This is a genomic window from Arthrobacter sp. UNCCL28 (assembly GCF_900102805.1).
Taxonomy (GTDB): Bacteria; Actinomycetota; Actinomycetes; order Actinomycetales; family Micrococcaceae; genus Arthrobacter; species Arthrobacter nicotinovorans_A.
This window is the reverse complement of sequence record NZ_FMWE01000001.1, coordinates 922,526-945,404: the sequence shown is the minus strand read 5'-3', so window position 1 is coordinate 945,404 and position 22,879 is coordinate 922,526. Positions and strand designations below refer to the sequence as shown.

Annotated in this window: 16 protein-coding genes and 2 tRNA genes; 8 read left to right on the top strand and 10 right to left on the bottom strand. The window is 63.1% G+C overall.

What is annotated here, in order from left to right; translation table 11 throughout:
- The first annotated feature begins 91 nt into the window (after window positions 1–91).
- The 4 genes from BLQ01_RS04250 (at window position 92) to BLQ01_RS04235 (ending at window position 5,347) form a co-directional block, all read left to right on the top strand.
- Window positions 92–1,276 (top strand): sensor histidine kinase, encoded by a 1,185-nt coding sequence (locus BLQ01_RS04250; protein WP_091550248.1) that lies wholly within the window; start codon window positions 92–94, stop codon window positions 1,274–1,276.
- 3 nt (window positions 1,277–1,279) lie between these two features.
- Window positions 1,280–1,993 (top strand): response regulator, encoded by a 714-nt coding sequence (locus tag BLQ01_RS04245; protein ID WP_026546067.1) that lies wholly within the window; start codon window positions 1,280–1,282, stop codon window positions 1,991–1,993.
- 88 nt (window positions 1,994–2,081) lie between these two features.
- Window positions 2,082–2,876, top strand: coding sequence for an ABC transporter ATP-binding protein (locus tag BLQ01_RS04240; protein WP_091550246.1), 795 nt, complete (start codon window positions 2,082–2,084; stop codon window positions 2,874–2,876).
- Between the two features lie 2 nt (window positions 2,877–2,878).
- Window positions 2,879–5,347, top strand: a complete 2,469-nt coding sequence (locus BLQ01_RS04235) for an ABC transporter permease (RefSeq protein WP_091550245.1) — start codon at window positions 2,879–2,881, stop codon at window positions 5,345–5,347.
- Window positions 5,348–5,448: 101 nt separating this feature from the next.
- Here the strand turns inward: BLQ01_RS04235 and metG are convergent, their stop codons facing one another.
- The 9 genes from metG to BLQ01_RS04190 form a co-directional block, all read right to left on the bottom strand.
- On the bottom strand, window positions 5,449–7,008 hold the full coding sequence (metG, locus tag BLQ01_RS04230) for a methionine--tRNA ligase (RefSeq protein ID WP_091550243.1): 1,560 nt from the start codon (window positions 7,006–7,008) through the stop codon (window positions 5,449–5,451).
- 34 nt (window positions 7,009–7,042) lie between these two features.
- Window positions 7,043–7,798, bottom strand: coding sequence for an ABC transporter ATP-binding protein (locus BLQ01_RS04225; RefSeq protein WP_026546071.1), 756 nt, complete (start codon window positions 7,796–7,798; stop codon window positions 7,043–7,045).
- On the bottom strand, window positions 7,795–10,605 hold the full coding sequence (locus tag BLQ01_RS04220; protein WP_091550241.1) for an FtsX-like permease family protein: 2,811 nt from the start codon (window positions 10,603–10,605) through the stop codon (window positions 7,795–7,797). Before BLQ01_RS04220 ends, BLQ01_RS04225 begins: the two co-directional genes overlap by 4 nt.
- Window positions 10,606–10,820: 215 nt before the next feature.
- Window positions 10,821–12,416, bottom strand: coding sequence for a phosphoglycerate dehydrogenase (gene serA / locus BLQ01_RS04215; RefSeq protein WP_026540217.1), 1,596 nt, complete (start codon window positions 12,414–12,416; stop codon window positions 10,821–10,823).
- Window positions 12,417–12,706: 290 nt separating this feature from the next.
- The gene (gene ilvC, locus BLQ01_RS04210; RefSeq protein WP_026540216.1) at window positions 12,707–13,732 is read right to left on the bottom strand and encodes a ketol-acid reductoisomerase; all 1,026 of its coding nucleotides are present in this window, start codon (window positions 13,730–13,732) and stop codon (window positions 12,707–12,709) included.
- A gap of 67 nt (window positions 13,733–13,799) precedes the next feature.
- Window positions 13,800–14,312 (bottom strand): acetolactate synthase small subunit, encoded by a 513-nt coding sequence (gene ilvN / locus BLQ01_RS04205; RefSeq protein ID WP_021470923.1) that lies wholly within the window; start codon window positions 14,310–14,312, stop codon window positions 13,800–13,802.
- A gap of 2 nt (window positions 14,313–14,314) precedes the next feature.
- Window positions 14,315–16,219: an acetolactate synthase large subunit gene (locus BLQ01_RS04200; protein WP_026540215.1), complete on the bottom strand. Its 1,905-nt coding sequence runs from the start codon at window positions 16,217–16,219 to the stop codon at window positions 14,315–14,317.
- A 294-nt stretch (window positions 16,220–16,513) separates the two neighbouring features.
- On the bottom strand, window positions 16,514–18,232 hold the full coding sequence (gene ilvD / locus BLQ01_RS04195) for a dihydroxy-acid dehydratase (RefSeq protein WP_026540214.1): 1,719 nt from the start codon (window positions 18,230–18,232) through the stop codon (window positions 16,514–16,516).
- Between the two features lie 124 nt (window positions 18,233–18,356).
- Entirely contained in the window at window positions 18,357–19,289 is a 933-nt protein-coding gene (locus BLQ01_RS04190) for a LysR family transcriptional regulator (protein WP_026540213.1), read from the bottom strand.
- Between the two features lie 181 nt (window positions 19,290–19,470).
- Here BLQ01_RS04190 and BLQ01_RS04185 point away from each other — a divergent pair, with 181 nt between their 5' ends.
- The 4 genes from BLQ01_RS04185 (at window position 19,471) to BLQ01_RS04170 (ending at window position 22,263) form a co-directional block, all read left to right on the top strand.
- Window positions 19,471–20,625 (top strand): sunset domain-containing protein, encoded by a 1,155-nt coding sequence (locus BLQ01_RS04185; protein ID WP_091550240.1) that lies wholly within the window; start codon window positions 19,471–19,473, stop codon window positions 20,623–20,625.
- A 53-nt stretch (window positions 20,626–20,678) separates the two neighbouring features.
- On the top strand, window positions 20,679–21,803 hold the full coding sequence (locus tag BLQ01_RS04180) for a PQQ-dependent sugar dehydrogenase (protein ID WP_091550375.1): 1,125 nt from the start codon (window positions 20,679–20,681) through the stop codon (window positions 21,801–21,803).
- 118 nt (window positions 21,804–21,921) lie between these two features.
- A tRNA-Lys gene (locus tag BLQ01_RS04175) sits at window positions 21,922–21,997 on the top strand.
- A 190-nt stretch (window positions 21,998–22,187) separates the two neighbouring features.
- Window positions 22,188–22,263: transfer RNA gene (locus BLQ01_RS04170), tRNA-Lys, on the top strand.
- 103 nt (window positions 22,264–22,366) lie between these two features.
- Here the strand turns inward: BLQ01_RS04170 and BLQ01_RS04165 are convergent.
- The gene (locus BLQ01_RS04165) at window positions 22,367–22,843 is read right to left on the bottom strand and encodes a MarR family winged helix-turn-helix transcriptional regulator (RefSeq protein ID WP_081733236.1); all 477 of its coding nucleotides are present in this window, start codon (window positions 22,841–22,843) and stop codon (window positions 22,367–22,369) included.
- Window positions 22,844–22,879: the final 36 nt, after the last annotated feature.

Sequence of the window (22,879 nt, the reverse complement as noted above, 5' to 3'; positions counted from 1 at the left end):
CAAAATCGTCTCATTCTGCGAACACTTCCATGCCAGAGAGTCAGACCACAGCATGATGCCCGCCATGGGAACCACCGCATAGAGTCTAAGCGTGGATAGAAGGCATGCGGTTTATGAATGGTTCCGGCTCAACCGCTTCATGGTTGACCTGACGGCAACGTGCCTGCTGATCCTGCTCTTCGGCCCGGTTTACCTCCTCGCTGATCGTCCGTGGCTCTCACTGTTGTCCTGCAGCCTCCTGCTCCCCCTCGCCTGGCGACGCACGCGGCCGGAGTTGGCGGCCGGCGCAGTGATCCTGGTGTGCCTGATCCAGTGGGCGGTAGGCGCTGAACCAGTGGCAGGCCAAATCGCCGTCCCTTTGGTCATCTACGCCACCGCGGCCTACGGGCCTGCCTGGGCCAGCCGGAGTGTCCTGATTGCCGGCCTCGCAGGCGGCGTGATGCTTACCACCAGGTTGTTCTCGACCACTGTGGAGTCGGGAATCATGGGCCTCACCATCGGCACGCTGTACACCGTCCTGATCTGGATGCTGGTGCTGGTCAGCTGGACGCTGGGAGACCTCACCCGGGTACGCAGGCTCCAGCTCCAGGCGTTGGAGGACAGGACGCGGCGCCTGGAAGTGGAGCAGTTGCAGGAACGGAAACTGGCCGCCGCGGATGAGCGTTCCCACATTGCCCGCGAGATGCACGACATCGTGGCGCATTCCTTGTCCGTGATCATCACCCAGGCCGATGGAGCGAGGTACGCTGCCGCCGCTAAGCCCGAGCTCGCAACTGAAGCCCTGGCCACGATTGCTGCCACGGGCAGGGACTCCCTGGGCGAAATGCGCAGGCTGCTGGGAGTACTCCGCTCCGACGACGACTCCCCCACCCGCCCGCAGCCGCGACTCTCGGACCTGGACGAACTGCTCCTCGGGTTCCGGGCCGCCACCCTTCAAGTTGCTTTTGAACAGAGCGGCGTTCCCCGCCGGGCGCTGCCTGCCGGAGCGGAGCTCACGGCGTACCGCATCATCCAGGAAGCCCTCACCAACGTCATGAAGCACGCCGGCCCGCAAGCGAAGGCGGGCGTCACTTTGACATGGCAGGCCCGGGGCCTGCAGCTGGACATCCTCGACGACGGCCGGGGCGCCGCTGCTGATCCGCCGGCACCTGGCGGTGGGAATGGCTTGCTGGGAATGAGCGAGAGAGTCTCCCTCTACGATGGTTCCTTGGCAGCAGGCCCGGAACAGGGCGGCGGTTTCCGCGTGTCTGCATTCATCCCGTATTCGGAGGCTTAAGCAATGGCAGAAGTTCCTGCGCCCATCAGGGTGGCGCTCGTTGATGACCAGCAGTTGGTGCGGTCCGGTTTTGGGATGCTCATCAATTCCCAGCCGGACCTTGAGGTCGTAGCCGAGGCCGGTAACGGGATCGAGGCTGTCCAGGCGTTGGCAGCCACCGCCGCCGATGTTGTCCTCATGGATGTCCGGATGCCGGGCATGGACGGCATCGAGGCAACCCGCCGCATCCTGGAACAGGCCGCAGCACAGCCTTCAGGCTCCCAGCGGGCGGAAGTCAAAATAGTGGTGCTGACTACCTTCGACCTGGACGAGTACGCGCTGGCAGCCATCCAGGCCGGGGCCAGCGGGTTCCTCCTGAAGGATGCCCCACCCGAAGAACTACTGGAAGCCATCCGCACCGTCTTCCGCGGGGATGCGGTGATAGCTCCCTCCACCACCAGGCGTTTGCTGGACCATGTGGCACCGTTGCTGAGGACACAGACGCCGGAGCAGTCCGTGCATGCTGCCGCCGTCGAGCGCCTGACGACCCGCGAGCGCGAGGTCTTCCAGCTGATCGCCCAGGGACAGTCGAATCCCGAGATCGCCGCGGGGCTGTTCCTCTCGGAAGCCACAGTGAAAACCCATGTGGGGCACATCCTTGCCAAGTTGGGGGCCAGGGACCGGGTGCAAGTAGTGGTGATCGCCTACGAGACCGGCGTTGTAGCCCCTGGGTCCTAGCATCTCCGACCTGGGTATGAGTGCCGCCGCCGGACAATGGGCCCTTGGCCCGATCCTGTAGGGCCATGGCAGAACATAGCGTGAAAGCATGTCAACTTTCACGCACCTCTCCCACCCGTCAGGAACCGAGCGGCCCAAGGGCTCCGACGCGGCCCAGGCCCGCCCCGCCGTCGAGGCCCACGAGCTGACCAAAAGCTATGGCCGCGCAGATACCACTGTCACCGCACTGAACAAGGTCTCGGTGAGCTTTGATGCTGGAAAGTTCACGGCCATCATGGGGCCCTCAGGTTCCGGCAAGTCCACGTTGATGCATTGCCTTGCGGGCCTTGATACGGCGGACTCGGGCCGCATTGTCCTCGGTGGCACGGAGTTGACTGGCCTGAACGACCGTCAGCTCACGGCGCTCCGCAGGGAGAGGATCGGCTTCGTTTTCCAGGCCTTCAATTTGGTGCCCACGTTGACGGCCGAGCAGAACATCACCCTTCCGCTGGCTTTGGCGGGGACCACCGCCGACGCCGCGTGGCTGGATACCGTTGTCAACACCCTGGGCCTGAAGGACCGGCTCAAGCACCGCCCGCACGAGCTTTCCGGCGGGCAACAGCAACGCGTGGCAGTAGCCCGGGCCTTGCTGACCCGTCCCGACGTCGTGTTCGGCGATGAGCCAACGGGAAACCTTGACTCCAAAGCCGGCGGTGAAGTGCTGGCATTGCTCCGCCGGAGCAGCCAGGAGATGGGCCAGACCATCATCATGGTCACCCACGACCCCGTGGCCGCCAGCTATGCCGACCGCGTGGTCCTGATGAGCGACGGCGGGCTGGTGGGCGAGATCCATGATCCCACCGCGGATTCGGTCCTGGCAGCCCTCGGCAAGCTGGGGGCCTGAGCATGCTGCGTGTTGCCGTTTCCCAATTGACGACGCATTTCCGGCGTTTCGTCGCCATCGGACTCGCGGTGATGTTGTCCGTCATGTTCCTCTCCGCGACGCTGATGGTGGGTGCAAGCACGAATGCCTCCCTGGGCGCCAGCATCGGCGAGTCGTACCGCAACGCCGACCTGGTTGCATCATCCAGGAACGGCGAAGCGTTCACCCAGGCAGCTGTGGACGCTGCCGTCTCCGCCCCTTCGGTGGAGGACAGCTACGCCGAGCGGTCCACCTATGTCATGTTCGAAGCCGGCGGCGGTGAGCAGTACGGGCGCCTTCGCAACGCAGCGCCGGCATCTTTGGAGGGCGCTGTGTTGAAGAGCGGCTCCATGCCTTCAAAGGCGTCGGAGGCAGTGATCGATGTCAAGACCGCTGAGCATCTTGGACTGTCCGTGGGGAGCATGCTTGAGCTCCGCGGAGCAGGACCTGTCAAGACCGCCAAAGTCAGCATTACCGGCCTGATCCAGGCCACCAATGATCCTTTCTCCTCCTCGGCAGCACAGTTGGTGGCCTCCGATGCCGTCCTGAACGCGGTGCAGGACGCCGGAGCCGGGTTTACCGGGGTTCAGTTTTCACTCAAGTCCGGCGAAGACGCGGCGGCGGCCAAGGAGTACATCACCCATCGGATGGAGGCGGCGGGAGCGGCATCTCCTGTGCTGGAAACGGCCCAGGAGAAGGTCACATCCACTGTGGCCATGCTGAGCGCGGGGCAGGACCAGCTGACCATAGTGCTGCTCGCATTCGCCGGCGTGGCCATCCTTGTCTCCACGTTGGTGGTAGCGAACACCTTCTCCGTTCTGGTGGCCCAGAGAACCAGGGAGCTGGCCCTTCTTCGGTGCCTCGGAGCAGGCCGGGGACAAATCCGCGGCTCGGTCATGCTCGAAGCTTTGGTGGTTGGTTTCCTGTCCTCGGTGCTGGGCGTCCTGGCCGCTGCAGGCCTGATGACCGGGCTGATTGCCTGGGCAAGGTCCCAGCCGGAACAGGCCTTTGCGACGTTGGCTGTCCCACCGTCTGCCATTGTTGCCGGCTTGGTCGCCGGAACAGTGTTGACTGTGGTCGCGGCGCTGGTTCCCGCAAAGGCGGCCACCGCCGTCGCGCCCCTTGCTGCGCTGCGCCCCAGCGATGACGCGTCCGTCCGGAACAAACGGGGCAAGGTGCGCCTGGTCCTGGGGCTGGTGACCCTGCTGGGCGGCGCCGCGGCGCTGGCGTACGGCAGCGTGAACGTCTCGCTGGGCGTTGCCCTGCTGGGCGGCGCTGCCTCGTTTGTGGGCATTCTCCTTTGCTCCACGCTGTTCATCCCCACAGTTGTTGCCGTAGCAGGCCGGCTCGCGGCACCGGCGGGAGTGCCGGGCAAGCTCGCCGCCGTGAACGCCACACGCAACCCTGCCCGCACCTCGGCGACGGCTGCGGCACTGCTTATTGGCGTCACCTTGGTCTCGCTCATGATGACCGGAGCGGCCACCTCGCGGCAGGCGTTCAACGACACCCTCGCCGAGAACTACCCTGTGGACCTTTCCGCCCAGACTGCGGTGGATGGTTCAGGCGATCACGATCAGGCCTTGGCGAGGATCAAAGGGCTCGACGGCGTCAGCGCGGCGGTCCTGCTGGAGCCGGTGGGAACACTCAGCGATACAACCACCCCCGACGGCGGCCAGACCATCTACGGCATCTCCGCCGCCGATGCCGCGGAAGTCCTGCGCGATAACAACCTGAAACCTGGTCCCGGAACCCTCTACCTTCCCGAGGACTCTCCGGAAGGACCTGCCAGCATCGCGACTGCGGCAGGCAGCGTTTCCCTTGATGCCAAGGTACTGCGCACCCGCCACGTTCCGGCGTTCGTGGAGAGTTCCAGCATTCCTGCCTCTCCACTGCCTGAAACCGCCTCCATGGTGTGGGTGAAACTGGATGATTCGGTCTCCACGGACAGAGTGCAGGCCCTTCAGAAGGACATTGCTGCGGCATTGGGTGTGCAGGAGCGCACAGTCAGTGGGGCCGCCATCGAGCGGGTGACGTTCAACAGCATCATTGACGTGCTGCTGTTGGTTGTCACCGGGCTGCTGGGTGTGGCCGTAGTCATTGCCTTGATCGGGGTGGCCAACACCTTGTCCCTCTCGGTCCTGGAACGGACCCGGGAGAACTCGCTCCTCAGGGCGCTGGGCCTCACCAAAGGCCAGCTCCGCGGAATGCTGGCCATCGAGGCCGCACTGGTCGCCGGCGTGGCCGCCATCATGGGTGCGGGAATGGGCATCGTCTACGGCTGGCTCGGGGCACAGGCAACCCTGGGCGGGGTAGCGAGTGTTGTTCCGGCCGTGCCGTGGCTGCAATTGGCCGCCGTCTTTGGCGTAGCTGTGGTGGCAGGTCTGCTGGCCTCGGTCATCCCGGCCCGGCGTGCGGCGCGGCTATCCCCCGTGGAAGGATTGGCCACCGCTTAGACCCTCTTCCACATATCCCCCTGAAATAAGAAACGCTCTCCCACTTCCCGGCAGGAAGTGAGAGAGCGTTTCTTATTTATACCCGTTAGGTGGGAGAGGGTTTACGCCTCGGCGGGCTCTTCGTAGCGGGGGAAGACCGGTGCCGGAGCCGGCAACTGTGTGCCCGCAACGATCGGCGTGGCGATTGCGGCGAACTGCCTGGCCTCACCTTCGGCCTGGCCGAGCACCTCAAGCAGTTTGGCGGACGACGACGGCATGACCGGCTGGGCGAGGATCGCCACGATCCTCACTACCTCCAACGTGACGTACAGGACCGTGTTCATACGCTCGATGTCCGTCTTCCGCAGGACCCACGGGGCCTGCTCGGCAAAGTAGGCGTTGGTGTCACCCAGCACGGTCCAGATGGCTTCCAGCGCCCTGCTGAATTCCTGCTTGTCAAAGGCGGAGCGGGCTGTCTCCAGCAACTCCCCCGCCTGTGCCAGCAAGGCAGTGTCCTCGGCAGTGAAGGCGCCCGGTACCGGAACCTTGCCTTCGCAGTTCTTCGCCACCATGGACAACGAACGCTGGGCAAGGTTTCCGAAGTTGTTGGCGAGATCCGAATTCATGCGGCCCACGATTGCCTCGTGGTTGTAGTTGCCGTCAGCACCGAAAGGAACTTCGCGGAGGAAGAAGTACCGGCACTGGTCCAGCCCGTACTGGGCTACGAAATCCTGGGGGGCCACCACGTTGCCGAGGGACTTGGACATCTTGACGCCGTTGTTGGTGAGGAAGCCGTGGATCATGACGCGTTGTGGCAGCTCCAGTCCGGCGCTCAACAAGAACGCAGGCCAGTAGATGGCATGGAAACGCGAGATGTCCTTGCCGATCACGTGGACGTCAGCGGGCCAGAACTTCCTGAAGGATTCAGACTCGATATCCGGGTAGCCAACGCCGGTGAGGTAGTTGGTGAGAGCGTCAACCCAGACGTACATGACGTGCTTCTCATCGCCCGGAACAGGAACACCCCAGTCGAAGGTGGTGCGGCTGATCGACAAGTCCTCAAGACCACGCTTGACGAAGCTGATGACCTCGTTGAAGCGGGACTGCGGTGCGCCGAATTCAGGCTGAGCCTCATACAGCTCGAGAAGCTTTTCCTGATAGTTGGAGAGCCGGAAGAAGTAGCTCTCCTCAGCAGTCCAGGTGACCAGGGTGTCAGTCTCCTTGGAGTAGCGGAGCCCGTCATCCTTCACTACGGTGTCGTCCTCGACGTAGTAGGCCTCGTCGCGGACGGAGTACCAGCCCTCGTACTTGGACAGGTAGATGTCGCCGTTGGCTTCCATCTTCTTCCAAATGGCTTGGGAAGCGGCATAGTGATCGGGATCGGTGGTGCGGATGAAGCGGTCGTGGGAGATGCCCAGGTCCTTGCTCATCTGCTGGAACGCCGCCGAGTTGCGGTCCGCGAGCTGCTTGGCAGTGATGCCTTCCTTCTCGGCAGACTGCTGCATCTTGAGTCCGTGCTCGTCCGTCCCGGTCATGAAGAACACTTCATGGCCGTCAAGGCGCTTGAAACGCGCCATGGCATCGGTGGCAATGACCTCGTAGGCGTGGCCGATGTGCGGCACGCCGTTGGGGTAGCTGATTGCGGTGGTGATGTAGAACGGGGATTTCTCTGGAGACGTCACTCTAAGAAGTTACCTTTATTTAGGATGAAATAGCTTAGTTAAGTTCGGTCAGCGTATCGCTGAGCCGGACCAGTTCGTGGTCGTGGGAGGCCACCAGCACGGCGATGCCATCACTGGTGGTGTCCTTGAGGATCCCGATGATGCGGTTGGCCGCGGCCCGGTCCAAGCTGGCCGTGGGCTCGTCCACCACCAGTACGCGGGTACCCAGGATCAGGGCACGGGCAATAGCCACACGCTGGCGTTCACCACCGGAGAGCTGGGCGGGGCGGTGGCGCATGCGGCGTCCCAGGCCCACCAGGTCCAGGAGGTCCTTGGCCATCTCGGTCCGCTGCTCCACTTCGCCGTCAGGCACGGCGGGAAGCAGGACGTTCTCCAGGGCGCTCATGCCGTCGATCAAGGCGCCGCCCTGGTCCACATATCCGATGAGTGCACGGCGACGGTCGGCGATTTCGTCATCACCCATGGTGTCCAGAGGCAGGCCCTCCCAAAAGACCTTGCCCGACGTCGGGAGCGTCAGTCCGGCGCTCACCGTCAGGATGCTGGTCTTGCCGGAACCGCTTCGGCCGGCGATGCAGTGCATCTCACCGGCATGAAGGGTGAGGTTGAAGTCGTCGACGACGTCCACTTCCTCGGCGCCGCCTTTGTCGCCACCGTAATGGATGGTCACGCGGCTCAGTTCCAAGGGAGTTGCGTGGTCAGCGGCCTTCACGATCGTGTTGGCGCGGGTCTGCAGCGACTCTTCCGTGGATTCCGGGGTGGCCGTCAGCTCGGGGTTGAGTTTGTCAGTCATTTGACTACTTTCGTTGCAATCGGAATCCAGCAAATTACGGCCAGCAGACCGGCCAATCCGGCCCACAGGGCCGCGTAGGGTGCCAGCAGCAACCCGAGTCCCAGGGCGCCGAGGACGCCGAGGGGAAGTGCCACTGTGCCTACAAGGGCGTTCTCGAAAAAGCGAACCTGGCCCAGCATGTCCGGGTTCCAGCCCATGGCCTTCAACGTACCGAGGTACTCCCGCTTGGCGTGGAGTTCAAAGCGACCGGTCACGAGGGTCAGCAGCAAGCCAACCACTACTCCGAAGACTGCCAGGATGACGCTGGGCAAGGCGATGCTTGCAGCGGCCAGGCCACTGAGGGCGCTGGCACCTGCTGCCCGCGGAATATCGATCAGCAGCGCGATCAGGGCACCTACTGCAGCCCCGAACACACCTACCGCCACCGCAAGGGAGATGGAGTTGAACCGGTTGGTGGTGAGTTGCCTGTTGGCGAAGGTCAGCGGAGAGTCCACCGTTACAAGACGGTCATCGTGCTGCGGCTCCTGGTCGATCACCACGCGGTGGCGCAGCTGCTGGGCAGCCAGCCAGGCGGCTCCACAGTAGATGATCAGCATGGTCACTGAAACGATCACGGTGGCGATGTTCCAACTGAGCAGGCTGAGGATGACTCCGGCGGCAGCGAGGGCTGCCGCGCCTACGGCAAATTCTTCAAGGACCCAGGACCGGATGCGTTTCTGCGTCCAGCCCATCGCCCTGAGAATGCCGGCTTCGCTCCGGCGCTGCCTGATGTAGCTGACCGTCGAGGCGCCGGTCAGGAGCGTTGCGCCCAACAGGGTCAGGAAGAGCAGGGTGATGTTGGTACCGGTCAGCGAACCGGAGACGGCATCGGCTGCATCCTGGCGGACCCAAGACTGCTGGACGGTGCCCAGGGGTGATTCCTTGCCGGCGTCGTCCTTGCTGTAGCCGGGGACGAAAATGTTGGCATCTTCGCGTGCGGAACCGGCCACCACGGTGGCCTCCAGCCCGAGCTCACGGATCTGGGTGGCCAGCTTCTCCACCTCAGGCTGGGCAGTCTTCCAGTTACCGGGAGCCGAAGCCTTGACCCGGATGGCGTCGATGACGTCGGCATTGGTGTCGTAGCCGCGGGCTGCAGCGAGGCCGTAGTAGTCGGTAATGGCACCGGCAGACTGGCTGACCAGACCTGTAGCGCTCAAGGAAGGCTTCAGTTCCGTGCCTGCTACATCCTTGCCCTCAGCGTCCTTGGTGAGGGTCATCGGAGTGGGGTCGTAGCCGCCCAGGGGCAGCTTGTTGACATCACCGGCTGCCGACTGGACGGCTGCGGGGTCGAAGGTGCCGTACACCATGGGAAGCGGTGCCGCCGGTTTCTTGCCCGTTTCCAGGTCTTCCCGGTAGGAGCGCTCATCAACAGGCTTCCGTTGGGTCTGGTCCACGGCTGCACCAAAGGAGGACTTCTCCGGGAGACGGTTGACCGTAACCCAGTCCCCCGGCGTGGCGCTCTTGTCCGAGGCGCCATTGGAGGCTTCGTCGCCGTCCTTGTACTTGGGCGCAGCGGCGAATGCTGCGCTCCAGGTTGCCGGGTTGTACAGGCCCTGGCTGAAGGAAGCGGTGCTCCCCAGCAGCTTGCTGTGGTCTGTGGAGCCTGGCCATTCGAGGGCAAACGGGGACTTGGAGACGAACGGGAGGTAATCCTTGTCCAGGCTGCGGGTGACCGTGCCGACCTCGTTGACCACCTTGCCGCTGGCGTCCAGTTCTTCGATTTTGACCGAGTACTGCAGGTCAAGGGAGGTGCCGGAACGGACAATGAGCGGAATCGCCTGGGAATCGTCGGTCAGCAGCCCGTCACGCTTTGCCTGCTGGTACTGGGTCATCAGCGGCGCCCAGTACTTGAGCTTGACGCCCAGGAAGTCGGGGCCCTCCTCCAGCTGGTCCATGCTCAGGCCCGTGGTGAAGAGGCTTTCGAAGTGGCGCCCGATTGCTCCGGCGTCACGTGCATCAGCCGGCGGGGCCTTCTCGAGGGGCGCCAGGAAGTCGCCTGCGGATCCCAGCAGCGCCCTTTCGGCCGCCGGGTCAACCGCGACGACGGACTCGGTCACCTCAGGTGCCAAGGGCAGCGCTACGGAGAGGTTGAAGAGGTTGTGCTCGGAGCCAAGCGCGGGAGCCGGGAACTTGACCCCGGTCTCACCTTCGGGTCCGGCAATCCTGACGTTGGAGCCGCCTGCAGCCTGCTCCTGGATCAAGCGGCCCTTGCCCAGGGTGCCCTCTGCGCTGGTCTTGAAGAGTGTTTGCTGGTTCACTCCGTCGGAGCTCGTGGCCGAGGCCGTCAGCCGGTACTTCTTGGGCGTATCGGACAAGACCGATTCGGCAGCCGGCCATTTGCTGGAATCCATGGCCGAGGGGTCCCCCGCTGTCACAGCCCCGGCCAGGCCGGCGTTGTAGCCGAGGTAGTCCATGGCGTTGAGGCGGGGAGCCTCAAGGTTCTGCGAAACGCGGGAGACCAGGCTGATGGGGGCGGCAACCGCCGTCTGGCCCATGGTGCGGATCTTTTCCAGCTGTTCAAAGCTGATCCCGCCCTGGCCGTTGGCGATTTCCGGCTGGATCAATGCACCGCCGTCGCCATCTTGGTCCTGGTCAGGCTTGGCCTGGACCAGGATGTCGTAGAGACCCCGCGAGTTCTCATCCACTGTCCTGTTCAAAGCAGCCTGCGACTGGCTTTGGACGAGGACGGACAAGCACATAGCGACGATCAAAATGGCCGCGGTCAGCAGCAGCACACGGCTTCTGATGAACCTTTGGACGGCGTTCATTGGGCTCCCTGAGACCTTGATTGCGGGCGCGCACGCAAAGTCCGGAACTCCTCAAAAGACACAAGGGAATACCGGGCTGTAGGTGCAAAAGTTGTGGCCGGCCTGCTGCCGGGTCCGAATCCCGGACCCAGCCATTGTAAGCAGACCGGCCACTCCAGCGTGCCAAAGGTGTGTCGCCGGCACGCGAACTCAGCTGATGGAAATCAGGTAAAGTCCTAGTCCTCCAGGTCCACTTCCCGGACCATGTCCGCACCAATGCCGGCCTTGATGGCTTCCAGGACCTGCTGTGGCACGGAGCTGTCGATGGTCAGCAGGGCAAGAACCTGGCCGCCTTCGGTCTGGCGGGCAACCTGCATGCCGCCGATATTGATGTTGTTCATGCCCAGGATGTGTCCGATGGTGCCGATAACGCCGGGACGGTCCGCGTAGGCCACCACCACCAAGTGCTCGCTGATGGGGATTTCGACGTCGTACCCGTTGACGCCCACCAGCTTTTCCACCTGCTTGGGACCCGTGAGGGTTCCGGCAACGGAGATCTGGGAACCATCGCTGAGGGCACCACGGATGGTCAGGACGTTGCGGTAGTCCTCAGCATCCGGAGTGGTGATCAGGCGGGTGTTGATGCCGCGCTGTTCGGCGATCACAGGGGCGTTGACGTAAGAGACCTGTTCGGTGACCACATCGGCGAAAACGCCCTTCAGTGCAGCAAGCTCGAGCACTTTGACATCCAGCGAGGAAATCTCGCCTGCAACTTCGACGTCGATCTGGGTGAGCGAAGCGTGCGTCAGTGCGGTGAAGATGCGGCCCAGCTTTTCAATCAGCGGGATGCCCGGGCGGACATCCGGGGCGATGACTCCGCCGGCGACGTTCACGGCGTCGGGCACCAGTTCACCGGCAAGGGCCAAGCGAACCGATTTGGCCACGGAAACCCCGGCCTTCTCCTGGGCTTCGTCCGTTGAAGCGCCCAGGTGCGGAGTCACGATGACGTTGTCGAACTCGAAGAACGGCAGGTCGGTGCTGGGCTCCTTGACGAAGACGTCAACGCCGGCTCCGGCAATCTGGCCTTCCTTCAACGCAATGTGGAGTGCTTCTTCATCCACGAGGCCGCCGCGGGCTACGTTGACCACGTAGGCGGTTTCCTTCATCTTGCGGAAAGCATCAGCGCCGAGCATCCCCACCGTTTCGGGCGTCTTGGGCATGTGGATGGTGATGAAGTCGGAGTTCTCCAGGAGCTCGTCCAGGGTGACGAGCTTGACGCCCAGCTGGGCGGCGCGGGCCGAGGTGATGTAGGGGTCGTACGCCAGGATCTGGGTATCGAAGCCCTGCAGGCGCGCTGCGACCAAGGCACCGATGCGGCCCAGGCCGATGATGCCGATCTTCTTCTCGAAGAGTTCGATGCCCGTGTACTTGGAGCGCTTCCACTCGCCATTCTTCAGCGCGGAGCTCGCCTGCGGAATGTGGCGTGCCAAGCTGAGGATGTGGCCAACGGTCAGCTCGGCTGCGGAGACGATGTTGGACGTCGGGGCGTTGACCACCATGACGCCTGCCTGGGTGGCGGCCTTGATGTCCACGTTGTCCAGTCCGACGCCGGCACGGGCGATGACCTTCAGGTTCTTCGCGGCGGCAATGGCTTCGGCGTCCACCTGGGTAGCCGAGCGGACCAGGATGGCATCGACGTCGGCGATTGCGGACAGCAGCTGCGAACGGTCTGCGCCGTCGGTCTGTCGGATTTCAAAGTCCGGGCCCAAAGCCTCGACTGTGGCGGGCGAAAGTTCCTCGGCGAGGAGGACGACGGGTTTGCTGGCTGACACGGGGAGGCACCTTACTTTGGACAACTTTTGGGACAGGACTGGACAAGGAGCGGATGCGTGGCCCGGGGCACGGCGCCGGGACCAGCCCAGAATATCGAATACGGGCCGGGATTCCGCTGCCGGCGGGGGATGTTACGGCCGGGCCGGCGGCCGTTGTGAAGAAGTTCACAGCCAAGGCCGCTGATGAAAACATGGGCGCAATGCCGGTGATACGGCAACGCCCGCCCGGCTTTGTCCACCGGGCGGGCGCGTCGTTATGTGGCGGAGGCCTTTAGGCCGGCGCCGAAGGATCAGCGGGCTGCGGAACCTTCAACGTAGTCAGCGTCCTGCTGCTGCCAGGAGAAGAGGGAGCGCAGTTCGCGGCCGACCTCTTCGATCGGGTGCTGCTCTGCCTTGGCGCGAAGTTCCTTGAACTCGGTACCGCCGTTGTCCTGGTCGTCGATGAAGCGCTTGGCGAACGCACCGCTCTGGATGTCGGCGAGGACAGCCTTCATGTTTTCCTTCACCTCGGGGGTGATGACGCGCGGGCCGGAGACGTAGTCGCCGTACTCTGCGGTGTCCGAAACGCTCCAGCGCTGCTTGGCGATGCCGCCCTCCCACATGAGGTCAACAATGAGCTTGAGCTCGTGGAGGACCTCGAAGTAGGCGATCTGCGGCTGGTAGCCGGCTTCGGTCAGGGTTTCAAAGCCGTACTGGACCAGCTGGGAAACGCCGCCACAAAGAACGGACTGCTCGCCGAAGAGGTCGGTTTCGGTCTCTTCGGTGAAGGTGGTCTTGATGACACCGGCGCGGGTACCACCGATCGCCTTGGCGTAGGACTTTGCCAGGTCCCAGGCCGAGCCTGAGGCGTCCTGCTCCACTGCAATGATGTCCGGGATACCGCGGCCGGCTTCGAATTCGCGGCGAACCGTGTGGCCCGGCGCCTTCGGTGCGATCAGGATGACGTCAACGCCGGCCGGAGCCTCGATGTAGCCGAAGCGGATGTTGAAGCCGTGGGCGAAAGCAAGTGCCTTGCCCTCGGTCAGCTTGTCCTTGATGGAGTCGTTGTAGATCGCGCGCTGGTGCTGGTCCGGTGCCAGGATCATGATGACATCTGCCCATTCGGCGGCGTCCGCAACGTTCTTGACCGTGAAGCCGGCGTCCTCTGCCTTGGCGGCCGACTTGGAGCCGTCCTTCAGCGCAATAACAACCTCGACGCCGGAATCGCGCAGGTTAAGCGCGTGGGCGTGGCCCTGGGAGCCGTAGCCAACGATGGCTACTTTGCGGCCCTGGATGATCGACAGGTCTGCGTCGTCGTCGTAGAACATTTCAGTCACTTGCGTAACTCCTCTTGAGTGGTTTTCTTAGATATTGATTGTGGTGCTGCGGTACTGGACGTTCTGCTCACGCGGAGCGGAGCGCCCTGTCACTCATGGAGCGGGATCCCCGTCCAACGGCCAAGGTGCCGGACTGCACGATTTCACGGATGCCGAACGGCTCGAGCACTGAAAGCAGCGCGGCGAGCTTCTCGGGGGTACCGGTTGCCTCGATCACCAACGAGTCTGTGGACACGTCGACGACTGCGGCACGGAACAGGTCTGCAGCCTGGGTAACCTGCAGGCGTGTCGCGGCATCCGCACGTACTTTGACCAGGATGTGGTCACGTTGTACGGAAGATTCGGAAGTCAGCTCAACGATCTTGATGACGTTGACCAACTTATTGAGCTGCTTGGTGACCTGCTCGATCAGGTCGCCGTCGGCGTCGACGACAACCGTCATGCGGGACATGCCAGGAACCTCGGTGGGTCCCACAGCCAGGGAATTGATGTTGAACGCGCGCCGGGCGAACAGGCTGGCCACGCGGGTCAGCACGCCGGGCTTGTCTTCTACCAGAACGGACAGTGTGTGGCGGGTCATGCCTAGTCCTCCTCTTCCCATTCCGGGGTCATGTTGCGGGCAACCTGGATCTGGTCATTGCTGACACCTGAAGGCACCATGGGCCACACCATCGAGTTGGGGCTGACCACGAAGTCGATGACCACGGGGCGGTCATTGATCTCGAGTGCCTTCTGGATGGTGGCGTCGATGTCCTCGTCACGCTCGCACCGCAGTGCAGCGCAACCGTAGGCGTCGGCCAGCTTCACGAAGTCCGGAATCCGGACGGTGTCGTGGCCTGTGTTCAGGTCCGTGTTGGAGTAGCGGCCCTCGTAGAACAGCGTCTGCCATTGGCGGACCATGCCCAGCGAGGAGTTGTTGATGATGGCCACCTTGATGGGGATGTTGTTGATGGCACAGGTGGCCAGTTCCTGGTTTGTCATCTGGAAGCAGCCGTCACCGTCGATGGCCCAGACCACGCGATCCGGTTCACCGACCTTGGCACCCATGGCCGCCGGAACCGAGTATCCCATGGTTCCTGCTCCACCGGAGTTCAGCCAGGCGTGCGGCCGTTCGTACTTGATGAACTGGGCAGCCCACATCTGGTGCTGGCCCACGCCGGCAACGTAGATGCCTTCGGGACCCGTGAGTTCACCGATCCGCTTGATGACGCGCTGCGGTGCGGTGAGTCCGTCTTCCGGCTCGGTCCAGCCCAGCGGGTACGTATCGCGCAAGTTGCCGAGGAAGGCCCACCAGGAATCCAGGTCCGGGGTTCCGCTCAATTCAAACTGCGTCTTCACGGCTTCGGTGAGTTCGGGAATGATCTCCTTGACCGAACCAACGATCGGGACGTCGGCAGTGCGGTTCTTGGAGATCTCAGCCGGGTCGATGTCAGCGTGGATGACCTTGGCAAACGGGGCGAAGGTCTTCAGCACGCCCGTCACGCGGTCATCAAACCGGGCCCCAAGGGTGATCAGGAGGTCTGCTTGCTGAAGTGCGGTCACGGCGGAGACCGAGCCGTGCATACCGGGCATGCCGACATGCTGCGGGTGCGAATCAGGGAAAGCACCACGGGCCATCAAGGTGGTAACCACGGGAGCGCCGGTAGCCAGCGCAAGTTCCATGAGTTCGGCCGAGGCATGGCCCTTGACCACGCCGCCGCCGACGTACAGCACGGGCTTGCTGGCAGCAGCGATCAGCTTGGCAGCTTCGCGGACCTGCTTGTTGTGTCCACGCACCACGGGACGGTAGCCCGGCAGGTCCACCTTCGGAGGCCAGGAGAACGTCATCTGGCCCACCTGGGCGTCCTTGGCGATGTCCACCAGGACCGGGCCCGGACGACCCGTGGAGGCGAGGTGGAATGCCTCGGCCATCACATGCGGGATGTCGTTGGGGTCCGTCACCAGGAACGAGTGCTTGGTGATGGGCATCGTGATACCCACGATGTCAGCTTCCTGGAAGGCATCGGTGCCGATGACTCCGCTGGATACCTGTCCGGTGATGGCCACCATCGGCACGGAGTCCATGTGGGCATCCATGATGGCGGTAACGAGGTTGGTGGCACCGGGGCCTGAGGTGGCGATGCAAACGCCAACCCGTCCGGTAACCATGGCGTAGCCTTGCGCGGCGTGGCCGGCTCCCTGTTCGTGACGGACCAGGATGTGATTCATGCTGGAGGCCATCAAGGGGTCGTAGGTGGGCAGGATCGCGCCACCGGGCAAACCGAAAATATCGTCCACGCCGAGTTCTTCGAGCGAGCGGACAATTGCTTGCGAGCCGGACATCACCGTTGGGGGTACAACGGTGTTCGGCCCAAGTACAGGAGAGAGAGGTGCAGCAGCGTCGACGACGACGGCCTCAGCCGTACGGTCGACCTTTTCCGGAGCTTTGTGGGCTCCAGCGGACTTTGCAGCCATCAGCGAGGGGCTGATCGGCGATCCTTTGCTCATCGGACTCTTCCTTAGTGGATCTTCAATAGATGGGTCTTGCTTGGGGGAATAAAAAAACCCCTCAGCCTTCCGGCTCTTCGAGGGGTTTGCGCGTGACGGTTCGTTACCAGTCGGGCTAAGCCACGCGCTTGGTAAGGACGACGACGCCGACGGTAACGAATGTGATCATGCGTTCAGTGTTCCCTCTAAGTGAGATACGTGTCAATTGACCACTATCGTATCTCACTATTTGGACAGCCATGTCCGCCTGCCGGACTCCGGCGGCCCTGCGGCAGCCGGAGTCCCAGACAGGAATTATCCGCAGTACGCCCCCGTTGAGGCGCTGTGGACAAGCTTGGCGTACTTGGCAAGGACACCCTTGGTGAACTTCGCCGGCAGCGGCTCCCAGCCCTCCTTGCGGGCTTCGAGCTCCGCCTCGTCCACCAGGAGGTCGAACGAGCGTGCAGCGATGTCGACGCGGATGCGGTCCCCGTCCTTCACAAAGGCGATGGGACCGCCGTCGACCGCTTCAGGGGCAACGTGGCCAATGCAGAGTCCGGTTGTGCCGCCGGAGAACCGGCCATCGGTGAGCAGCAGGACATCCTTGCCCAGCCCTGCCCCCTTGATGGCGCCGGTAATGGCCAGCATCTCGCGCATGCCGGGGCCGCCCTTGGGGCCTTCGTAGCGGATCACCACCACGTCACCCTTATGGATTTCGCCGTTGTCCAGCGCAGTGAGGGCGCCTTGTTCACGCTCGAAGACGCGGGCGGTGCCTTCGAAGACGTCGGCGTCGAAGCCGGCACTCTTCACCACTGCGCCTTCAGGTGCCATGGAGCCGTGGAGGATGGTGATGCCGCCGGTCTTGTGGATGGGGTTGTCCAGCGCCCGGAGGATCTTGCCGTCGAGGTCCGGCGGGTTGATGGAGGCGAGGTTCTCGGCGAGGGTCTTGCCGGTGACGGTGAGGCAGTCGCCATGCAGCAGGCCGGCGTCAAGCAGTGCTTTCATGATGACGGGAACGCCGCCAATCTTGTCCACATCGGTCATGACGTAGCGGCCAAAAGGCTTCAGGTCGCCAAGGTGGGGAATTTTGTCACCGATACGGTTGAAGTCATCAAGGGTCAGCTCGACTTCTGCCTCGCGGGCAATAGCCAGCAAGTGCAGGACGGCATTGGTGGAACCACCGAAGGCCATGGTTACCGCAATGGCGTTTTCAAAGGCCTTCTTGGTCATGATGTCGCGGGCTGTGATCCCCAGGCGCAGCAGGTTCACCACCGCTTCCCCGGACTTACGGGCGAAGTCATCACGACGCCGGTCTGCCGAAGGCGGGGCGGCGGAACCCGGAAGGGACATCCCCAAGGCTTCGCCGATGCAGGCCATGGTGTTCGCCGTGTACATACCGCCGCAGGCACCTTCGCCCGGGCAAATGGCTTTTTCGATCCGGGTGAGGTCTTCCATGCTCATCTTGCCTGCAGCGCAGGCACCGACAGCTTCGAAGGCATCGATGAGGGTGACTTCCTTTTCCGAGCCGTCCTCAAGCTTGACCCAGCCGGGCATGATGGACCCGGCGTAGAGGAACACCGATGCGAGGTCCAGGCGGGCAGCAGCCATCAGCATCCCGGGAAGTGATTTGTCGCAACCGGCCAACAGGACCGAACCGTCGATCCGTTCGGCCTGCATCACCGTTTCCACGGAGTCGGCAATGACTTCGCGGGAAACCAGAGAGAAGTGCATGCCTTCATGCCCCATGGAAATGCCGTCCGAGACGGAAATCGTGCCGAACTGCATGGGAAAGCCTCCACCGGCGTGGACGCCTTCCTTGGCGCCTTGTGCAAGCCGGTTAAGGGAGAGGTTGCAGGGGGTAATTTCATTCCAGGAACTGGCGACGCCGATCTGGGGTTTGGCGAAGTCGTCGTCCCCCATGCCCACTGCACGGAACATCCCACGGGCAGGTGCAGCGTGGATGCCGTCAGTGACCACCCGGCTGCGTGGCTTGATATCCGGCGTGGTGTCTGTCGCAATCTCAGTGTCACTCATGACCAAAGTCTATGGGTACGCAGGCCCGGCCACCGCTGTTCCATGCCGCGTTAAGCGGGACCGGCCGAATATTGCAGGACACCGGCGCGTTCCCTTGTGGTCCAGCCCCCGGCTGTCCGGGGGTTCAGGTTCGCCCGGGAGCATCCTGGAGCTCCCTGGCGATCGCCGCGGCCTCGTTCCTGAGCATGTCAAGGACCATGGCGATGGTGCCCCTGGCTGCAACCTCCTGACGGGACAGGGCAACAATGCTCCTGCTGGCTTTGACGTCCGTCAACGGCCGGAGCACGAGTCCACGCCGGGCACTGGCCCGGGCGGTATAGCGCGGCAGGAGGCAGATCCCGTGGCCGGCGACCACCAGCGCTTCCAATACCCGCAGGTCCGGATACCGCTGGCCGCGCCTGGCTTGACGGCCTGCATGGAGCTCGATCTGGCGAAGGACAGTGTCGAAGGGAAACCCCTCCGGCACGCCGATCCACGGGTAGTCAACCACATCCCCCGGGCTCAAACCTGCCTTCGCTGCCAGCGGATGTCCGGCGGGCATGGCGACGTCCAGGGCCTCTTCGAGCAGCGGGACAACCGTCAGTCCTTGGCGGGCAAATACGTCCGGCCCATCCACGCTGTGGGCCAGGACAATGTCGTAGTCCGCCACCAGCGGCGCGAAGTGGGCGGTTCCCGGGTCTTCGAAGTACGCGTCAAAAGTCAGCCCGTCCACCGCGGATACCCGATGCAGCACCCCGGGCAGGAGCATTTCGGCGGCACTGGGGAAGAAAGCCGCCGAGACACGGGTCTGCCAGCCTTTCCTGTAGGTGTCGATGGTGGACTCAGCGCGCGCCATTGCAGTGGCTATGTCCGCAGCAGCGGCCGCCATGGCATATCCAGCTTCGGTCAACTGGACGCCCCGACCGACTTTTTCCACCAGCACAACACCGATTTCCGCCTGCAGTGTCTTCAATTGCTGCGAGACGGCAGAAGCCGTGACATTCATTGCTTCAGCTGTGGCACCGACGCTTTGCCGGTCTGCCAACTCGCGCAGAATCTGCAGCCTCTTGAAATCCATTCAGCCAGCCTAGGCTACCCCGGAGGAATTGGCTTTCCAGCCATTTCCGGCGCCGGAATTATAGCCTGCAGGGGCGGCAAATTTCCATGGAACAGCAGGTCAAACGCTGGACAGCCCATGGGGAGGCACGTAACGTCAGGAACACCACGAACTGCACCCCTGTGAGCAGAAGGGCATCCACATGGACTGGATAATTTGGGTCATTGTCATTGTGTTGGTCGTTGCCATTATTTGGTGGCTATTGAACCGCAACAAATCACGTAATTCCTCCTCGACTCCAGCACCCGCGGCAATGGAGCCCGCCAACACCGCTTCCCTGCCGGATACGGCCGCAGCAGCGGCGGGAGTAGCCGGACTTGCCGGCGTCACCAACCTGGGCAAAGCTGCCGCAGAGGGCAGCGGTCCCACCGCCGGGGAGCCATCCGGGGAGCCATTTGAGGACCCGGCACCCGCAGTGGACGAGTCCCTGGCAGATGAACCTGCCCAGCTCAAAGCGCGCCGGGACCAGGGTGCGGCCGACGCCGCGCTGTCCACTGACAGTGACACTGTGACTGACGCTGGCGCTGGCCCTGTCACCGACGCTGACAGTGACGCTGGCGCTGGCGCTGATCGCACCTCCCCCATGGGTGAAGTCCGGGATTCGTCGGAAGCCATGTCCACGGAACCGCAGCCAGCCGCCACGCCTGGCCTCACTGTGGATGAGCCTGTCATTGCTGCTCCGGTGGTGGAGGAACCGGAGGTCGGGGAACCCGTGGTGGCAGAACCAACAGTCAACACAGACATAGTCGCCGCCGACACGGTCACCAGCGAGACGGTCAACAGCGACACAGTCAACAGCGGCGCAACGGTGCACTCGGCCGATGCCGGCGACGTTGACGATTGGGATGCCGGCACTGCGGATCCAGCCGGTGCTTCGGAGCCCGCCGGTGCTTCGGCGCTTCCGGCCAAGGATGAGCCTGCAGGCGAGGATGCCACTGCAGCGACGTCTGAGTCGGCAGACAAGGCCGAGTGGGAAACGTCCTGGACGGACTCGTCCGGCACCCCTGTCCACCATCACGAATACACGGACGTCCACGCCCCCACCCTGCCGGGCGCCGAGTCCGCAGCAGCGGAGGACCCCGCAACATCGGGTCACCTCGCCGCCGACCACCCCTACGGAACAGGCTCCTCCAGCACTCAGGCCGACGCCTACCCCGTGAAAGCCAGCGCGACGGCCATGACGTACTACGACGAAGACACCGCAGGCTATGAAGAAGTTGCCGCAGACGTGTGGTTCGAATCGGCGGCCCACGCTGAGGCTGCCGGCTTCAGGCCTCCCAGGCGCAACAGGCACTGAAAGGTCTATCCAGCAGGGTTTCTGAGGGTTACGGCGATCTGATGGTGACGTCGATGGGCAGGCAGGCACGGGCAGCACGAAGTTTGCGCGCGTTCCTGCCTTCCTGTGCCATTGCCTTGGTGCTGGCAGGCTGTACGGGCAGCCCGTCAGCACCTGGAACAGCCGCGACGCCAAACCCAAGCTCCAGCCCGGCAAGTTCCAGCCCCGTTGGACCCGAAGCTCCGGTCGTCACTGAAAAGCTCGACGTCGGGTTGCAGCTGCCGTGGTCGGTGGTGTTCCTCCCTGACGGAACGGCAGTGGTGTCCGAGCGCGACTACGCCCAAGTCAAAGCGATCAGGGACGGGCAGGCCCGTACGGTAGGTGAGGTTCCCGGCGTCGAACCGGGAGGTGAAGGCGGCCTCCTGGGCCTTGCGTTGTCTCCATCCTTCGGCAGTGACCGCTGGCTGTATGCGTACTTCACCTCCGCCACCGACAACCGGATTGCCAGGATGACGCTGATGCAGGGCCCGGATGGCTCGTTGTCCCTGGGCGAGCCGGAGGTTGTCTTCTCCGGAATTTCCAAGGCATCCACCCACAACGGCGGCCGGATCCGCTTTGGTCCCGACGGTTTCCTGTATGCAGGCACGGGGGATTCACAGCGGCGGGAACAGCCTCAGGACATCAACGCTTTGGGCGGCAAGATCCTGCGCCTTACCCCTGATGGGCGGCCTGCCCCGGGCAATCCCTTCGGCGACAATCCCGTCTTCAGCTACGGGCACAGGAACGTACAGGGACTGGCATGGGACAACGAGGGCAGGCTATGGGCCAGCGAGTTCGGACCTGACGTGGATGATGAATTGAACCTGATCACCCCGGGTGGCAACTACGGGTGGCCCACTGTGACCGGAGCTCCGGGCAGGAGCGGCCTGATTGATGCCAAGGTGGTGTGGCCTTCAACGTCCGAAGCGTCTCCGAGCGGACTGGAAATTGTTGGCAACGTGGCCTACACAGGTGCCCTTCGTGGCCAACGGCTGTGGAGCGTGCCGCTCGACGAAGAGACGGCAGGAAAACCTGTGGCTTATTTCACAGGACAATATGGGCGCCTCAGGGATGTTGCCCGGGCCCCCGACGGCACCCTGTGGGTGATCAGTAACAACCGGAACCCCGACTTTGCGCTGATTCTGAGGGTCTCGCCCTAGCGCCGGCCACCCTGTACGGGTCGATTTCGCAGTTGGGCGGATCTCGTGTATAGTTTCATGTCGTTGCGGAGATCGCCGGGGAAACAAAAGCCCCAAAGGTTGGTCGAATTCAACAGCTGCACCTCTAGCTCAACTGGCAGAGCAATTGACTCTTAATCAATGGGTTCCGGGTTCGAGTCCCGGGGGGTGCACCAAGGAAGCCCTGGAGTGATTTTCACTCCAGGGCTTTTTTTATTTCTCCTTCCACCGTGGAATCACCCCGTCATGGCATGCATCACTCCCCCACTCCTTTTGGTTTTGAACAGTCCAAATCTCGTGTAGAGTTATTCCTCGTTGCGGAGCTCAACGAGGAATGCGAATTCATCGAAGACTTGGACAACAGCTGCACCTCTAGCTCAACTGGCAGAGCAATTGACTCTTAATCAATGGGTTCCGGGTTCGAGTCCCGGGGGGTGCACCAATAACAAAAAGGCTCCGGATCGTGAAAACGATCCGGAGCCTTTTTGTTTGGCCTGGCCGAGGCGCTCCGGGTAGGAACGCCTCGGTCTGGGCCTTGGTGTAAGTCAGCTCTGTGCTGCGTCAGCTGCGTCAGCTGCGCCTTCGCTGGGTTCCGGCTCGGGAGCAGGCAAACCAGCCAGCCCCCGGACTACGATCCTCAGCTCCTCACGCAACCGTGCAGTATCAACGGCAACCGGAGACAGGACGTCCTGCTCAAGCTTTACCGCTTCGGCAAGCGCTGCACTGCCGGCATCCGTAAGGGTCACCACGTGGCTTCTGCGGTCGGAGTCGCTGCGCTGGCGCGTGATGTGCCCGTGCAGCTCCAACCGCGCAAGAGTGGTACCCATTGTCTGGGCCTTGACCCGCGCAACTTCGGCCAATGCTGCCTGCGTTATTGCACCTTTGGCAGCAAGCACCTGCATGGCTATGACCCCGGCGTGGGTAAGGCCGATGGACTTCAATTTTTCATTCCACGAGATTTCCACCAGGCGCGCAGCTGTCGAAAGCAATCGGGTGGTGGGCCATCTCTCCATATCTGGCATGCCGACAGTATATGCGCGGACGGGGAGCCAGTGCGG

What these genes read in the sequence shown, in the direction of transcription:
- BLQ01_RS04240 (WP_091550246.1), top strand. Translation starts at nt 2,082, where the DNA reads ATGTCAACTTTCACGCACCTCTCCCACCCGTCAGGAACCGAGCGGCCC.
- ilvN (WP_021470923.1), bottom strand. Translation starts at nt 14,312, where the DNA reads ATGACCCGCCACACACTGTCCGTTCTGGTAGAAGACAAGCCCGGCGTG.
- BLQ01_RS04235 (WP_091550245.1), top strand. Translation starts at nt 2,879, where the DNA reads ATGCTGCGTGTTGCCGTTTCCCAATTGACGACGCATTTCCGGCGTTTC.
- BLQ01_RS04185 (WP_091550240.1), top strand. Translation starts at nt 19,471, where the DNA reads ATGGACTGGATAATTTGGGTCATTGTCATTGTGTTGGTCGTTGCCATT.
- BLQ01_RS04245 (WP_026546067.1), top strand. Translation starts at nt 1,280, where the DNA reads ATGGCAGAAGTTCCTGCGCCCATCAGGGTGGCGCTCGTTGATGACCAG.
- BLQ01_RS04225 (WP_026546071.1), bottom strand. Translation starts at nt 7,798, where the DNA reads ATGACTGACAAACTCAACCCCGAGCTGACGGCCACCCCGGAATCCACG.
- BLQ01_RS04180 (WP_091550375.1), top strand. Translation starts at nt 20,679, where the DNA reads ATGGGCAGGCAGGCACGGGCAGCACGAAGTTTGCGCGCGTTCCTGCCT.
- BLQ01_RS04190 (WP_026540213.1), bottom strand. Translation starts at nt 19,289, where the DNA reads ATGGATTTCAAGAGGCTGCAGATTCTGCGCGAGTTGGCAGACCGGCAA.
- BLQ01_RS04200 (WP_026540215.1), bottom strand. Translation starts at nt 16,219, where the DNA reads ATGAGCAAAGGATCGCCGATCAGCCCCTCGCTGATGGCTGCAAAGTCC.
- BLQ01_RS04220 (WP_091550241.1), bottom strand. Translation starts at nt 10,605, where the DNA reads ATGAACGCCGTCCAAAGGTTCATCAGAAGCCGTGTGCTGCTGCTGACC.
- ilvD (WP_026540214.1), bottom strand. Translation starts at nt 18,232, where the DNA reads ATGAGTGACACTGAGATTGCGACAGACACCACGCCGGATATCAAGCCA.
- BLQ01_RS04165 (WP_081733236.1), bottom strand. Translation starts at nt 22,843, where the DNA reads ATGCCAGATATGGAGAGATGGCCCACCACCCGATTGCTTTCGACAGCT.